Origin of the sequence: Desulfocurvus vexinensis DSM 17965 (genome assembly GCF_000519125.1) — a bacterium.
Taxonomy (GTDB): Bacteria; Desulfobacterota; Desulfovibrionia; order Desulfovibrionales; family Desulfovibrionaceae; genus Desulfocurvus; species Desulfocurvus vexinensis.
This window is the reverse complement of the sequence record NZ_JAEX01000002.1, coordinates 161838-175405: the sequence shown is the minus strand read 5'-3', so window position 1 is coordinate 175405 and position 13568 is coordinate 161838. Positions and strand designations below refer to the sequence as shown.

11 protein-coding genes are annotated in these 13568 nt (G+C 72.1%); 2 read left to right on the top strand and 9 right to left on the bottom strand.

What is annotated here, in order from left to right:
* Positions 1–3 precede the first annotated feature (3 nt).
* On the top strand, positions 4–501 hold the full coding sequence (locus G495_RS0103785; RefSeq protein ID WP_051445036.1) for a TadE/TadG family type IV pilus assembly protein: 498 nt from the start codon (positions 4–6) through the stop codon (positions 499–501).
* Here the strand turns inward: G495_RS0103785 and G495_RS0103780 are convergent.
* Complete coding sequence (locus tag G495_RS0103780) at positions 498–1037, bottom strand: hypothetical protein (RefSeq protein WP_028586704.1); 540 nt, start codon at positions 1035–1037, stop codon at positions 498–500. The two genes, G495_RS0103785 and G495_RS0103780, sit on opposite strands and share 4 nt — an antisense overlap.
* Positions 1038–1208: 171 nt before the next feature.
* Between G495_RS0103780 and G495_RS17490 the strand changes: the two genes are divergently transcribed.
* Positions 1209–3512, top strand: coding sequence for a PAS domain-containing hybrid sensor histidine kinase/response regulator (locus G495_RS17490; protein WP_035250883.1), 2304 nt, complete (start codon positions 1209–1211; stop codon positions 3510–3512).
* 88 nt (positions 3513–3600) lie between these two features.
* Here G495_RS17490 and G495_RS0103770 read toward each other — a convergent pair whose 3' ends face one another.
* The 8 genes from G495_RS0103770 to G495_RS17465 all read right to left on the bottom strand — a co-directional run bounded on the left by G495_RS0103770 (position 3601) and on the right by G495_RS17465 (position 13500).
* Positions 3601–3963, bottom strand: a complete 363-nt coding sequence (locus tag G495_RS0103770; protein ID WP_028586703.1) for a PilZ domain-containing protein — start codon at positions 3961–3963, stop codon at positions 3601–3603.
* 15 nt (positions 3964–3978) lie between these two features.
* On the bottom strand, positions 3979–4254 hold the full coding sequence (locus tag G495_RS0103765) for an HU family DNA-binding protein (RefSeq protein WP_028586702.1): 276 nt from the start codon (positions 4252–4254) through the stop codon (positions 3979–3981).
* A 466-nt stretch (positions 4255–4720) separates the two neighbouring features.
* A complete protein-coding gene (locus G495_RS0103760) occupies positions 4721–5416 on the bottom strand; it encodes a response regulator (RefSeq protein ID WP_028586701.1) in 696 nt (231 codons plus the stop codon).
* Positions 5406–7811 carry a PAS domain-containing sensor histidine kinase gene (locus tag G495_RS20150; RefSeq protein WP_051445035.1) on the bottom strand — a complete coding sequence of 802 codons (2406 nt, stop codon included), beginning with the start codon at positions 7809–7811 and terminating at the stop codon, positions 5406–5408. Before G495_RS20150 ends, G495_RS0103760 begins: the two co-directional genes overlap by 11 nt.
* A 256-nt stretch (positions 7812–8067) precedes the next feature.
* Positions 8068–9201 carry a GNAT family N-acetyltransferase gene (locus G495_RS20885; RefSeq protein WP_084457826.1) on the bottom strand — a complete coding sequence of 378 codons (1134 nt, stop codon included), beginning with the start codon at positions 9199–9201 and terminating at the stop codon, positions 8068–8070.
* A gap of 97 nt (positions 9202–9298) precedes the next feature.
* Complete coding sequence (locus tag G495_RS17470) at positions 9299–10531, bottom strand: M20 family metallopeptidase (RefSeq protein ID WP_051445034.1); 1233 nt, start codon at positions 10529–10531, stop codon at positions 9299–9301.
* A gap of 3 nt (positions 10532–10534) precedes the next feature.
* Positions 10535–12103, bottom strand: a complete 1569-nt coding sequence (locus G495_RS0103735; protein WP_035250881.1) for a KamA family radical SAM protein — start codon at positions 12101–12103, stop codon at positions 10535–10537.
* A gap of 20 nt (positions 12104–12123) precedes the next feature.
* Positions 12124–13500 (bottom strand): ATP-grasp domain-containing protein, encoded by a 1377-nt coding sequence (locus G495_RS17465; protein ID WP_035250880.1) that lies wholly within the window; start codon positions 13498–13500, stop codon positions 12124–12126.
* Positions 13501–13568 lie beyond the last annotated feature (68 nt).

The window sequence follows — 13568 nt, the reverse complement described above, 5'->3', positions numbered from 1 at the left end:
ACCATGGACCGGACAACGACGCGCATCGCCCGCGCGGGCCGCAGGCTGGGGCGCTGCTCCCGGGGCGTCAGCGCCCTGGAGTTCGCCCTGGTGCTGCCCCTGCTGCTGGCCATGGTCCTGGGGCTGGTGGAATTCGGGAACATGATCTTCCTGTCGGCGGCCATGGACAAGGCCGCCAAGGTCGGCGCGCGCACCGCCGTTACCGGCCAGGGCGAGGACGACGGCTCGCGCCTGGGCAGGATCGTGCAGGCCGCGCGCGCCGTGGCCGAGCCCGCTGCCGGGGCCATGCCCGTGAGCGTGCTGGTGCGCTCCTGGCCGGGCACGGACCCCTCCGCCGCCGCCAGCGCCGACGACGCCGGGCGGCCCTGCGCCATGGTCGAGGTGGAGGTGCGCTGCGACTACCGGCCCATCACGCCCATCGTGGGCGACATGCTGCCGGACTCCATCCCTCTGCGCGGCCAGGGCCGGATGATCAACGAGCCCTGGACCCCGTGCGGCTAGCCCAGGGGCCAGCCGGGGCCAGCCGGGGCCCCGGGCCCGCGCAGGGCGCGGGTGAACTCCTCCCGGCGCCGCAGCTCCGCCTGGAACTCCTCGTAGCCGAAGTCCGAGAGGTCCTTGGCCATGCCCCGGCAGCGCAGCAGGTGGTTGGTGAAGGTCAGCACCGAGCCGGGATACAGCGCGGCGCGCAGCTCCACGGGGCTGCGCAGGGTGGCGAAGGGCCGGGGCAGCCCGGCCAGCAGGTCGAGCACCACGCGGCCCGGGGCGGCGCCGTCCGGGCCCTTGTCGCGGATCATGCCCAGGATGTTGAAGGGCTTGACCTGGGCGCGGAAGGCCTCGGGCAGCCCGCCCAGCTCCAGCACCTGGGCGCGCGGGCGGAACAGGTAGGCGGCGGTCAGGGCCTCGTCGTCGGCGACCTTGGCCGTGAATTCGCTGCGCCGCCCCTGGCGCTGGAAACCCTTGGCGATGCGGAACAGGTCCGCCGCCTGGGAATCGAGGACCAGGGCCGCGACGCGCGGGTCGATCTCGGGGGCCTGCATGGCTGTGGCGCTCCTTGCTGCGGGGGTGTGGCGGGCCGTGCGGCCCGGCGTCCACCCCTAGCCCCCTTCCCGGAAAAAGGAAACCCCCGGCGCGCCACGCATTGTTTTACCTTGGGCGCCCCTTCTGCTAGCATCGGGTCCGCCACGCCCCCGCACCCTGAGGACCGCGCCATGGGAACCCGCTTCAGCCTGCTCTTCGCCACCGCCTTCGAGGACCGCGCCGCCGCCCTGGCCGCCACCCTGGCCAGGGCCGGGCTGGAGCCCGCCTACACCGTGGTGGACAACATCCACGACCTCTCCATGGCCCTGGCCGAGGAGCCCTGGGACGCCGTGGCCTCGGACCAGGACGTGCCCGGCCTGCCCTGGCGCGAGACCATGGCCCTGGCCCGGGCCGCGCGCGAGGACGTGCCCTTCGTGCTCATGGCCCCGGGCCTGGAGCCCGCAGCGGCGCGCGCCGCCGTGCGCGAGGGCGCCGACGACGTGCTGGCCGAGGCCGACTGGCGCGCGCCCGCCGTGTTCACCCGCCTGCTGCGCGACGCCGCGCGCCGCCGCAGGCTGGCCCGGCAGTGGGAGCGCCTGCACGCCGACGAAGGCACCTACCGGGGCATGATCGAGAACTCGGTGCTGGGCATCTTCCAGTGCACGCCCTGGGGCGCGCTGGTGACGTTCAACCCCTCCTTCGCGCGCATCCTGGGCCACGACGGGGCCGAGGCCCTGGGCCGCCACCTGGCCGGGGCCGACCGCAAGCTGCCCCTGGCCGACGAGCGCGCCCTGGAGGCCCTGCTCTTCATGGTCCGCGAGCGCGAGTTCGTCTCCGACTTCGAAACCCGCGTGCTGCGGCGCGACGGCGCCCTGGCCTGGGTCTCCATCACCGCCCGGGCCATGCGCGGCGAGGCGGGCGAAGTGGCGGGCATCGAAGGCACCATCGAGGACATCGGCAAGCGCAAGGCCGTGGAAGACATGATCATCCGCGCCAAGCAGGAATGGGAGAAGACCTTCGACAGCGTGCCCGACATCATCGCCATCCTGGGCGAGGACCTGACGGTGCGCCGCCTGAACATGGCCCTGGCCGCGCGCCTGGGCGCCCACCCCAAGGACATGGTGGGCCGCCCCTGCGAGGCGGTCTTCGACCCCGGCGACGGGCCGCCCCTGGCCGGGCCGCGCATCCGGCGCATGGTCCGCGAGGCCGGGCAGCCCGAGGAGATGCACATCCCCGCCCTGGGCGGCTGGTTCCTGGTCACGGTGTCGCCCTTCGACCTGGGCGAGGGCGCGCGCGGCGGCTTCGTACTCACGGCCCACGACGTGTCGCGGCGCAAGGAGCTGGAAGCCCGGCTGCGCCAGTCGCAGAAGCTGGAAGCCATCGGCACCCTGGCCGGGGGCATCGCCCACGATTTCAACAACATCCTGGGCGTCATCATGGGCTACACCGAGATGAGCCTGGAGGAGCCCGACCTGCCCGCCCCGGCCCGGCGCAGGCTCGCCGAAGTGCTCACCGCCGGGCGCCGCGCGCGCGACCTGATCCACCAGATCCTGACCTTCAGCCGCCAGGAGGAGCCCGACCTGCGGCCCCTGGCCCTGGACAGCGTGGTCAAGGAGGCCGTGAAGCTGCTGCGCGCCTCCATCCCGGCCAACGTGGACATCGCCCTGGACCTCGCCGGGCCCGGCACCGTGCGCGCCAACCTCTCCCAGGTCCACCAGGTGCTCATGAACCTGTGCACCAACGCGGCCCACGCCATGCGCGAGGGCGGCGGCAGGCTGTCCATCGCCCTGGAGCGCGTGGAGCTGGACGCGCTGGGCGCGGCCCAGCACCCCCCGCTGGCCCCCGGGCCCCACGTACGCCTGACCGTGGCCGACACCGGGCACGGCATTCCCGAGGCCATCCGCGACAAGGTCTTCGACCCCTTTTTCACCACCAAGGGCCCCGACGAGGGCACCGGCATGGGCCTGGCCATGGTCCACGGCATCGTCACCGGGCACGGCGGGGCCGTGTCCGTGCGCAGCGCCCCGGGCCAGGGCGCGGCCTTCGAAATCCTGCTGCCCGAGGCCCCCGGGGCGCCCGACGCCCTGGCCGAGGCCGGGCCCGACCACGTCGCGCCCCGGGGCGGGCGCGTCCTGCTGGTGGACGACGAGGCGCCCCTGGCGGCGGTGCTGGGCGAGATGCTGCGCAGCCTGGGGCTGCACGCGCACATCGAGACCGACAGCGCGCGGGCCCTGGAGCTCCTCCGCGCCGACCCCGGGGCCTTCGACCTGCTGGTCACCGACCAGACCATGCCCGGGCTGACGGGCACCGGGCTGGCGCGCGAGGCGCGCGCCCTGCGCCCGGAGCTGCCCGTGATCCTGTGCACCGGCTTCTGCCGCGAGCCCGCCGCCGGGGCCGCCCGCGAGCTGGGCATCGCCGTGACCCTGCACAAGCCCGTGCAGAAGGCGGACCTGGCCCGCGCCGTGCGCGCCGCCCTGGGCCGCGCCGGGGGCTGACGGCCCCGCGCTCCCGCCGCCGCACCGGAAAAACGACGAAGGCCGCGCACGGCGTCCCGTGCGCGGCCTTCCTGCCTCGTGCGCCCCCTCAGAGCAGGGCCCGGTCGGACCTGATCCGCGAGGCCACGTACCGTTGCAAGGCCTGGTAGCTGTCCTGGTCGCCGCCGGAGAAGGCGGCGCCGATGTCCACCGCCTCGCCGCCGACCAGCTCCACGGTCCAGACCGTGCTGCACGGCAGAACGATGGGCCAGGGCACCCCCGGCGCGTAGAACACCGCCTCGAATCCCGTGAACCCGCCGGGCGGAAGCCCGCCCCGCCATGGCGCATGCACGCGGCAGCCCAGCGTGGACAGATCCGTGACCGTGGCCGAAACCTGGCTTCCCGGCGCGCCGAACATCGCCGCCGGAAGACAGACCGTCACCCTGGGCTGGCGCCTGCGATCCTGGTGCATATCCCCTGGTCCCGGCTAGCCGATGGCCTTCTTGATACGCTTGCCCATGGTGTACTTGACCACCTTGCAGGCCGGGATGCGGATGGCCTGGCCGGTGCCGGGGTTGCGCCCGGTGCGGGCCGCGCGGCTGACGACCTTGAAGGACCCCAGGCCCGTGAGAATGGCCGAATTGCCGCCGAGCAGCGCCTCGCGGGCGCAGTCCATGATGCAGTCGAAAACCTTCTCGGCCTGGACCTTGGTGCCCAGGCTGGCCTTGTCCTTGATCAGTTCCACCATAACCGCCTTGGTCATCTCCCAAACTCCTTGCTGTACGGTTGAATATCCATTTTCCACCGTGGTGTAAGGATTTTTGGGCGCCCCTGTACATAGGGGGAAAAACCAAATGCGTGGGGGGATTTCCTGGGGAGCTTCGGGAGATTTCCCTAACTGCCGCAGGGGAATTGCGGCAACAGACTGCAATGGATGGAGAAAAAGGAAACCCCGCGTCTGGGGCCGCGGCCCTGCTTCGGGAAAAAACCCCGGGGCGCAGCGGGCAAGAAGGAAACTCATCCCGGCGGCGCGGTGTCCGCACCGCTGGCGGGCAAGGGCGGGCGCCCCGGGCAGGCCGCCCGGGAGCCGGAATGCGGAGCAAAGGCACTCCGCCCCACGCGGAGCCACCGCACGCCAGGGCGGCGCGGGCGCAGCGGCTGTGGCTCCGGCGCGGGCGCGGGCACGGCGCGATGGCCGGGGCGGCGGGTTGCCCTCCCGGGGTGGCCTGCTAGACGGGCTCCCCGGAGTCGATCCACAGGTCCAGGTCGATGAGGCCCAGGCGGGCGGCGTAGCGGATCAGCTCGACGTTGCTGTGCAGGTTGAGCTTCTTCATGAGGTTGGCGCGGTGGTTCTCGGCGGTCTTGGGGCTGATGAAGAGCTTCTCGGCGATCTCCTTGGACGAGAGCCCCTCGGCCAGGTAGCGCATGATCTCCTGCTCACGCGGGGTCAGGGTGCCGTAGTCGGCGTCGCGCGAGACGCCCTTTTGCAGCGGCGAGGTCATCAGGCTTTCCACCACCGTGGGCGACACCGAGCTGTCCAGGAAGTATTCGCCCCGGGCCACGGTTTCCAGGCCCTTGAGCAGGCCGTCGGAGGCCGACTCCTTGACCAGGTAGCCCGAGGCTCCGGCCTTGAAGGCCTCGGCGATGTGCTCGATCTTGGAGTGCATGCTGACGATGACCACGCGCACCCCGGCCACAAGCTGCTTGAGCTCGCGGGTCAGGCGGATGCCGTTGATGTCGGGCAGGGAGATGTCCACCAGGGCCATGTCGGGGCGACGGCGGGCGGCGGCCTCCAGGCCCTCGCGCCCGTTGCCCGCCTCGGCCACCACCTCGTAGCGCGGGTCGCGCTTGAGGATGGCCTTGAGACCCTCGCGGAACATGGGGTGGTCGTCGATGATCAGGACGCGGATGGTCTCATCGTGCATGGTCGTGCTCTCCCAGAGGGATTTGTACGAAAATCCTCGTCCCCTTGTCCACCTTGCTGACGATCTGGAACAGCCCGCCCAGCAGCCGGGCGCGTTCCTCCATGCTTTGCAGGCCCATGTGCCGGTCGCCGTGCAGCTCGGCGCGGCGGGCGTTCACGTCGAAGCCCCGGCCATCGTCCTCCACGCGCAGGATGAGGTTGGGCGAAGAGGCCACGAACTTGACCGCCACCCGCCCGGCCCGGGCGTGGCGCACGGCGTTGCGCAGGGCCTCCTGCACCAGGCGGTAGAGGTTGATCTCGGCGTCGCGGCCCAGGCGCAGGCCTTCCATGCCCGCCACGGTCAATTCCACGGGGGTGCCCGTATCGTGCTCGACCTCGCGGCAGAACTGCTCCAGGGCCTGCACCAGCCCGAGCTGCTCCAGGCCCGGCGGGCACAGGGCGTAGGACATGTCGCGCACGGAGTTGATGCACTGCTGGAGCGTGTCCGCCAGGGCCGCCGCGCGCCGGTGCAGCCGCATGGACACCACGCCCTCGTCGTCGAAAAGCGTCTCGCAGCCGATCTTGAGCGAGGACAGGTTCTGGGCCACGTTGTCGTGCAGTTCCAGGGCGATGCGCCTGCGCTCGTTCTCCTGGGCGCGCAAAAGCTCGTGGGTCAGGGCGTGGACGCGGCGCTCGGCCTTGCGCACGTCGGTGATGTCGATGCCCGCCTCCCAGACGGCCCAGCCCGGGATGGGGCTGCGGTCGGACATGACCGTCCAGCGGATGGTGCGCAGCTCCCCGGATCTGGACACGGTGTCCAGCTCGTGGTCGCGCACCTCGCCCTCGCGCCGGGCGCGGTCGATGCGCGCCATGGGCTCGGGGTCGGGGTAGAGCCGGGCGCGGATGCCCGGGGCGGTCATCACCTCGTGGGCGGTGTAGCCCAGCACGCGCTCGCTCTCGTGGTTCCAGAACACGTAGTTGTCCTGCTCGTCGTGGGCATGGACCAGCACGGGCAGGCTGTCCACCAGCAGCCGCAGGCGGCTTTCGTTCAGCCGCAGGCGGCTTTCCACGGCCTGGCGTTCGGCGATCTCGCGGCGCAGGTGGGCGTTGACCTCGGCCAGGGCCGTGGTGCGCTCCAGCACCCGGCGCTCCAGGGCGTCGCGGGTCTCCTCCAGCTCGGCCCCGATGCGCCGGATCTCGGTAATGTCCAGCAGCGAAACCACCACCCGGCCCAGGTTCTCGCGGTATTCCGGGGCGACCTTGAAATGCACGGCCACGCGGATGATCCTGCCGGTCATGGTCCTGTGGTCCAGCTCGCCGGAATAGCTGTCGCCGCCGTGGGCCAGGATGGCGAACTCCTGCCTGGCCACGCGCAGCGAGTCCTCGGTGAACACGCGGTCCAGCCCGGCCAGGAGCTCCTGCTTGTCGCGGGCCTCCAGCAGGTCCACGGTGGCCTTGTTCACGTCGATGATGCGCACCAGGCGCACGCAGTGCAGCAGATCGTCGGGGTGGGCGTCGAAGTGCGCGCCGAAGTCGCGCACGCCCCGGGCGCGCAGGGTGTCGAAGAAGCCCTTGACCGCCGAGAGGTCCTCCTCCCACAGGGACAGGGGGCACTCCTCGAACAGCGAGCGGTAGCGGCTCTCCTGGGCGGCCAGGGCGCCCTTGGCCCGCTCGCGCTCGGTCATGTCCCGGGCGAAGGCCGAGATGTACTCGCGGCCTTCCAGCTCCAGGTGGTTCAGGGTCATCTCCACGGGAATGAGCCCGCCGCCGCGCGCCAGCACCGGGGTTTCGAGCACGGCGCTGCCCGTGGCGCACAGCTCGGCCCACAGCAGGGGCCAGCGGGCGCGCGGCATGGCCGGGCACACGTCGAAGACGGTCATGGCCCCCAGGTCGGTCCGGGCATAGCCGAGCATGGCCCCGGCGGCCTCGTTGGCGTAGAAGAAGCGGCCCAGGGAGTCGAGCCAGAACACGGCCTCCACGGCCTTCTCGATGGAAAAACGCGAGAACTGGCGCAACCGCGCCTCGTCGCGGCCCAGGCGCGCGGCCCGGGCGCGGGAAAGGGCGCGGGCCAGGGCCCGGGGCAGCCGGGCCAGATCGTCCAGGCGCACCACGTCCGCCGCGCCCTGGCGCATGGCGCGCACGGCGTCGTCCAGGCCGCAGCCCTCGGCCAGCACGAGCACCGGAGGGGCGGCGCTGTGCAGGGCCGCGCGCCCCAGCAGCGCCTCCAGGCCCAGGGGCGGGGCCTGCATGTCGGCCAGCACCGCGTCCCACGGCCAGCCCAGCAGGGAATCCACATCCCCGCCCGCGCCCACGCTGGCGAACTCCGCGCGCAGCCCGGCTTCATGGAGGACCGGGCCGATCATGTCGGCCCACCGGGCGCGGGAAAGGGCGAGGAGGATCTGCAGCGGCTCGTTCATGGGCACCCGAAAGGAGTTTTTCGGACCCTATACCGCATCGCGCGCCGGAAGCAAGCCCGGCGGAAATCGGGCGGGGCCGGGGCGGACGGGCGCGGCCCGCCGGACGGCGCACCTGCGGGGCGGGCCGCCCGGCTCAAGGCGCCGGGGCGGCGTGCGCGGCGCAACCGGGAGGCCGGAGCCGCCGGGGCGCGGACGCCGGGGCAGGCGCAGGCGCACCGGGGCGGGCGACCTCGCGCCCCGGCCCCGGGTCGGGGCCTCAGCCGCCCTCGCGGGCCAGCAGCAGGCGCATTTCGTTGGTGGCGGCGAATCCGAAGGACTCGTAGAGCGGACGCCCGGCGGGCGAGGCGTGCAGGCTGGCGCAGGGCACACCCAGGGTCCGGGCGAAGGCCATGCACTCCCCGAACAGCTGGCGGGCCAGCCCCCGGCGGCGGTGGCCCGGGACGGTGTACATGCTGCTCACGTAGAGCACGCGCCCGTCCAGGGCCCAGGGCTTGGGCGGCCCGGCCAGCAGGCTCACCGCCACGCAGGCCACGGCCTCGCCGGCGCCGTCCAGGGCCAGCCAGGCCGCGGCCTCGCCGCGCTCCATGCGCGGCAGGAAAAACGCGCCGTCGTGGGCGGCCAGGGTCTCGGGGTCGAAGCTGCCGGTCCACAGCTCGGCGAACATGGCCCGGCGCAGGCGCAGCAGCCCGGCCACGTCCCGCGCTGCGACGCGGCGCACGGCGTAGTCCCCGGGCGGGGCCGGGGCCGGGGCCGGGGAGGAGCGGGCCTGCGGCGGGCTGTAGTTGGCGGGGTCGATGCAGGTGTCGTAGGTCTTGCGGTCGATCTGGATCCAGTCCGTGCTGTTCACGCCGCGGCGGTTGGGATAGTCCGGCCCGGCGGGGTAGGCCGAGGCGACCTTGATCCAGCGGTCGCGCTCCACGGAGATGCGCCGCACCTCGGCGGCGGCCTCGGCCAGGTCCTGGTCCTGGGAAAAGAGCAGGGCCACGTCGCAGGTGCCCTCGCGGGCCATGCGCACCACGTCCAGGGCCATCTTCACGTCGATGCCCTTCTCCAGACCCATCTGCAGGGTCACCTCGCCGCCGTCGGCCATGCGGATGACGCGGTTCTGGTAGCGCAGTTCGCGGGTTTCCGTGCGGATGCCGCGCGAGCCCAGGGCCGCGAGCTTGGCGGTCCAGAAGGCGTGCCAGAAGGCGTTGTCGGCCTCCGAGGGCACCCCGGTGTAGAAGGTGATGCCTGCCAGCTGCCAGTCCATGCGCTGGCAGACGGCGGCGGCCAGCCGGGCCACGTCGTAGTTGGGGTAGGTGTAGCCGAAGGCGCTTTTCACGGCGTGGAACAGGTTCTGCCCGTCCACGAAGACATGGGCCCGCTTCAGGGCCGGTTCAATGGGCATGCGTTCCCCTTGGGAGACAAAACCCCGCCGGAGGCCTCGCGGCTGGTCCGACGGGGAGTAAATTGTGTCTTGTGCGTATCCGCTTTTCTATGCACCGTCAAGCCTGTTCCGCCCCGCAAACACGGCCTTCGCGGGCCATGGCGTCCCAGATGCGCCGGGCGGCCACGGCGGCCAGGGCCGCGCGGCTGGCCAGGGTACCGGTGATCATGTACTCCTCGGGCGAATGGTCGCGCTCCCCGCCGGGCCCCAGGCCGTCGAGCACCGGGGTGCCCACGTGGGCGATGTAGTTGGCGTCGGACACGCCGCCCCGGTAGTCCTCGGCCACGGGCACGTCCAGCTCGCGCCCGGCGGACATGACGTGCTCGAGCAGCCTGCGGTTGCCCGGGCCGGGCTCCATGGGCGGGCGCCCGGGCACGACCTCCACCTGCACCCCGGTGCCCGGCACGCAGGGCCGCGCGGCGATGTCCAGGGCCGCGCGCACCAGGGCCTGGCCGTCGGCCTCGGTGCGGTAGCGGCACTCCACGGTGGCCTCGGCGTGGGGCGCCACGGTGTTGGGCCCCACGCCCCCGGCAACCAGCCCCACGTTGACCGACACCCCCCGGGCGGCGTCGTTGAGCGCCTCCAGGGCAATGGTCTTGTGGGCCAGTTCCAGCACGGCGCTGGGCTTGGCCTGGCCCAGGTTGCCCGCGTGCCCGGCGCGGCCCGTGGCGCGCACGTGCAGGGTGGTCTTGCCCTTGCGCCCGGTGGTGGTCTCCCCGCCCGGGCCCGAGCACTCGAAGACAAAGGCGAAGGCGCTGCGCGCGGCCTCGGCCATGATCAAGTCCCGGGAGTGGTAGGAGCCGGTCTCCTCGTCGGAGTTGAAGACGAAGGCCACGGGCATGCCGTCCAGCAGGCCGTGGGCGTCCAGGGCCGCCAGGGCGTAGATGCCCGCCACCAGCCCGCCCTTCATGTCGATAACCCCGGGCCCGGTGACGCGGTCGCCCTCGTTGACGAATGCCTCGAAGCCGCCACCGGGCGGGAACACGGTGTCCATGTGTCCGCAGAAGAGCACCTGGCGCTGGCCGGGGGGCAGCTTGCGCGCGCCGGGGCAGCGGGCCACCAGGTGGTCGCCCACCTCGGCCTGGGGCACGGCCTGCACCACGAAGCCCAACCCGGTCATCACCTCGCGCAGCACCGCGCCCACGGCGTCGGTGCCAGCCTTGTTGGCGGTGTGCGAGTTGATGCGCACCAGGCGCTCCAGCAGCGCGAGCATCTCGGGCTCGCGCTCCCTGGTCCAGCGCAGGATGGATTGTGCGGTCCGCGACGTGACGCCCGCCGTGCTGCGACTCATGCCCTACTCCTTGCCGTACTTGTTGAAGGCGAAGTCCGTATCGTCGGCGTAGAGCTCGGGCAGGGCGTCGGGGTAGGCCGTCTCTTCGCCGCTCCAGGGCTTGCGCAGCACCACGGCCCCGCCCTCGCGGCGCACCACGTTGTCGCGGTGCAGGGGCACCTTGCCCCCGGCGGCGGCGATGTAGCGCGGCACGGCGTCGCCGGAGATGTTGCCGTACATGCCCTCGACGATGTCACGGCCCTTTTCGATGGGCACGCGCATGTGCGTGTACTGCGGATTGCGGTACGAGCAGTTGAAGACGTAGTACGGGCGGACGTAGGCTTCCTGGATCGTCTCGCACAGCTTCCACATCTTGACCTTGGAGTCGTTGATGCCGCGCATGAGCACCGCCTGGTTCAGCACGGCCATGACCCGCCGCGAAATGCGCCGGAAGGCGTCCTTGGACACGGGGGTGATCTCCTGGGCGGTGTTGATCTGCGTGACCACGCGCACGGGCCCGCGCTCGTTGGAAGCCTCCAGGATGTCCAGAAGCTCGCTGTCCACGCGCTGGGGCGTGGTCACGGGCACGCGGGTGCCCAGGCGCTTCACGCGCACGTGGTCGATGGCGTCGAGCTGGTCCAGCAGCCATTTGAGGGTCGCGTTGGGCAGCATGAAGGCGTCGCCGCCGGTGATGAGCACGTCGCGGATGGCCGGGTTGGCCGCGATGTAGTCCAGGGCCTCCTGGTAGGCGGCCTTGGAGAAGGTGCGGTCGGCGGAGCCGATATGCGCGATGCGCAGGCAGTGCGTGCAGTACATGGCGCAGATGTTGGTGACCTTCACGGCCACCACGCGCGGGTAGAACTGGTCGATGAGCCGGGCCGGGGAGTGGTCGCTGGCCACGGGCGGCAGCTCCAGGCCCACGTTGTCCACCATCTCGCCCGTGGGCACGCTTTGCAAAAGCACCGGGTCGTTGGCCACCCCGGGGCGGATCAGGCTCGCGTAGTACGGCGTCAGGCGCATGCGGTATTTGCGCGTCACGCGGGTCACGTCGCGGATGGTGTCGGCGGGCAGGTCGATGCAGCGGGCCAGGGTGTCCACGTCGTTGATGGCGTTGGCCAGCTGGCCGCCGAAGGAATTCCAGGTGGCCTCGTCCAGGCCCAGGGCCTTCCTGATGCGCGCCTGGTTCTCCAGGATCTCGTCCCACAGCTCGATGCCGCTGGGGGCCTCCTCGCCCTTGCGGGCCAGATAGTCGGCCACGCGCGGGTTGGCCTGGGCGATGATGTCCAGGGCGCGGCCCACGCGCCCGCCCACGGTGACGCCGTGCTCGTCCATGGCCGCATGGCGCAGGGCCAGGGCCTCCAGGTCCGCCCGGCCCAGGCCGAAGGCCTCGTGGCCCAGGCCTGCCTCGGCCTTGGCCCGGCGCAGGGCGGCGAACAGGGCCACGATGGGCGCCGTGCCCTGGGCGGCCTCGGCCCCCTCGCGCAGGGCGGCAATCTGCGCCCGCAGGTCCGCCGGGGCGTCGCCGCCTCCGGCCAGGTGGTCCAACAGGTCCGTGGTGAATTTGTCCAGTGCGGCCTGGCTGGTCTGTGACACGATGTGCTGCCTCCTCGCGTTCAGGCGCCCATGATGGACGCCGCAAGCTGGTTGCGCCCCCCGGCCAGTGCGGCGAGCATCTGCTCCCGGGTGGGGGCCACGGCGGCCACCCGGCCCAGGAAGGTGCCGGGCATGACGGCCACCTGGCCGCCGACGTGCTCCAGCACCACCGCCCCGCCCGGCCCGTCCGCCGCCACACGGCGGAACAGGTCGCGTTCGGGCATGTCCTGCAACACGGCGCGCGCGGTGCGCACGCCGGGTGTCTCCACCTTGTGGTTGTAGGTGCCCCAGTGGATGCCCAGATGCGCGGCCAGCTCATGGTCCGGCCCTTCGGGCGTCCCCTCGGGGAAGCGCCCGTCGAGCACGGCGCAGATCTCCAGCTCCGGCAGGTTGGGCGCGCCGTCGGGCAACAGGTGCTCCAGGGTGCAGCAGAACTCCATGGTCGTGCCCTGCTTGCGGGGGTTGACCTCGATGAAATAGACCCGTCCATCGGGCGTGACGATGAAGTCGCAGCCGAAGATGCCCCGGAAGCCCATGCGCCCCAGCACCCGGCCCACGGCGGCGGTCTGCTCGCGCAGGGTGCGCTGCACGTCCGGCGGCAGCTGCGAGGGGAAGGTCGAGCCCCGGAACTTGTTGCCGTCCTCGATGGTCATGTCGGCCACCCCGGCCACGAAGACCTCGCGCTCGTTGCCCACCACGGCGAGCACCGTGGGGTCCCAGACATGGGGCACATAGCGGCTGACGAGGAAGCAGCCGTCCTGCGCGAAACGCGCAGCGGCCTGGGCCGGGTCGAGCACCACCATGCTCGACACGCCCCCCGCGCTGTACGGGCAGGACACGAACGCCCCCTGGCCCCCGGCTCCACCCAGGCGCACACAGGCGGCAAGCATGGGGTCGCGCCCGGTGCATATCTCGAAGTCCGCCATGGGCACCACCGCCGAAAGGGTGCGGTACTGCCAGGTCTTGTCGTTCACGGCGTGGACCACCGCCGGGTCGGGCCCCAGCAGCGTCAGCCCGCGCACGTCGCGCAGCAGGAACTCGCGCTTGGGCTCGAACATCCACACGAACAGCCGGCCCTGGGCCGCGAGCAGGCGCTCGGCCAGGGCGCGGAAGTAGCGGTCGCACGACAGGTAGTGGGCGAAGGCGTCCATGGGCCTGCGCTCGGCCACGTGCCCCCCGCCCCGGGCCAGCCAGGGGTTCACGGCCAGCACGTTGCCGGATGGGTAGGTCTGCAGCACGTCGGGGCACACGGTGATGGCCCGGAAGGGGCGGTCGAAGCGCCGCTCCAGGCCCCGGCGCACGAAGTCGTTCAGGCCGTGGGCCTTGATCTCGCCCACATAGAGAAAATACTCGAAACCCGGCTCCAGCCGGATGCTTTCAAATACTACGTCGTCCATGGCCCTCCCCTCGGGTCTGTCGGGGTTGTATAGTCCGGCCCCGCCCGGGCCGCAACCCCGCCCTGGGG

Excerpts from the sequence above, each read along its gene's own strand:
- G495_RS0103785 (WP_051445036.1), top strand. The coding sequence starts at position 4 with ATGGACCGGACAACGACGCGCATCGCCCGCGCGGGCCGCAGGCTGGGG.
- G495_RS0103780 (WP_028586704.1), bottom strand. The coding sequence starts at position 1,037 with ATGCAGGCCCCCGAGATCGACCCGCGCGTCGCGGCCCTGGTCCTCGAT.
- G495_RS17490 (WP_035250883.1), top strand. The coding sequence starts at position 1,209 with ATGGGAACCCGCTTCAGCCTGCTCTTCGCCACCGCCTTCGAGGACCGC.
- G495_RS0103770 (WP_028586703.1), bottom strand. The coding sequence starts at position 3,963 with ATGCACCAGGATCGCAGGCGCCAGCCCAGGGTGACGGTCTGTCTTCCG.
- G495_RS0103765 (WP_028586702.1), bottom strand. The coding sequence starts at position 4,254 with ATGACCAAGGCGGTTATGGTGGAACTGATCAAGGACAAGGCCAGCCTG.
- G495_RS0103760 (WP_028586701.1), bottom strand. The coding sequence starts at position 5,416 with ATGCACGATGAGACCATCCGCGTCCTGATCATCGACGACCACCCCATG.
- G495_RS20150 (WP_051445035.1), bottom strand. The coding sequence starts at position 7,811 with ATGAACGAGCCGCTGCAGATCCTCCTCGCCCTTTCCCGCGCCCGGTGG.
- G495_RS20885 (WP_084457826.1), bottom strand. The coding sequence starts at position 9,201 with ATGCCCATTGAACCGGCCCTGAAGCGGGCCCATGTCTTCGTGGACGGG.
- G495_RS17470 (WP_051445034.1), bottom strand. The coding sequence starts at position 10,531 with ATGAGTCGCAGCACGGCGGGCGTCACGTCGCGGACCGCACAATCCATC.
- G495_RS17465 (WP_035250880.1), bottom strand. The coding sequence starts at position 13,500 with ATGGACGACGTAGTATTTGAAAGCATCCGGCTGGAGCCGGGTTTCGAG.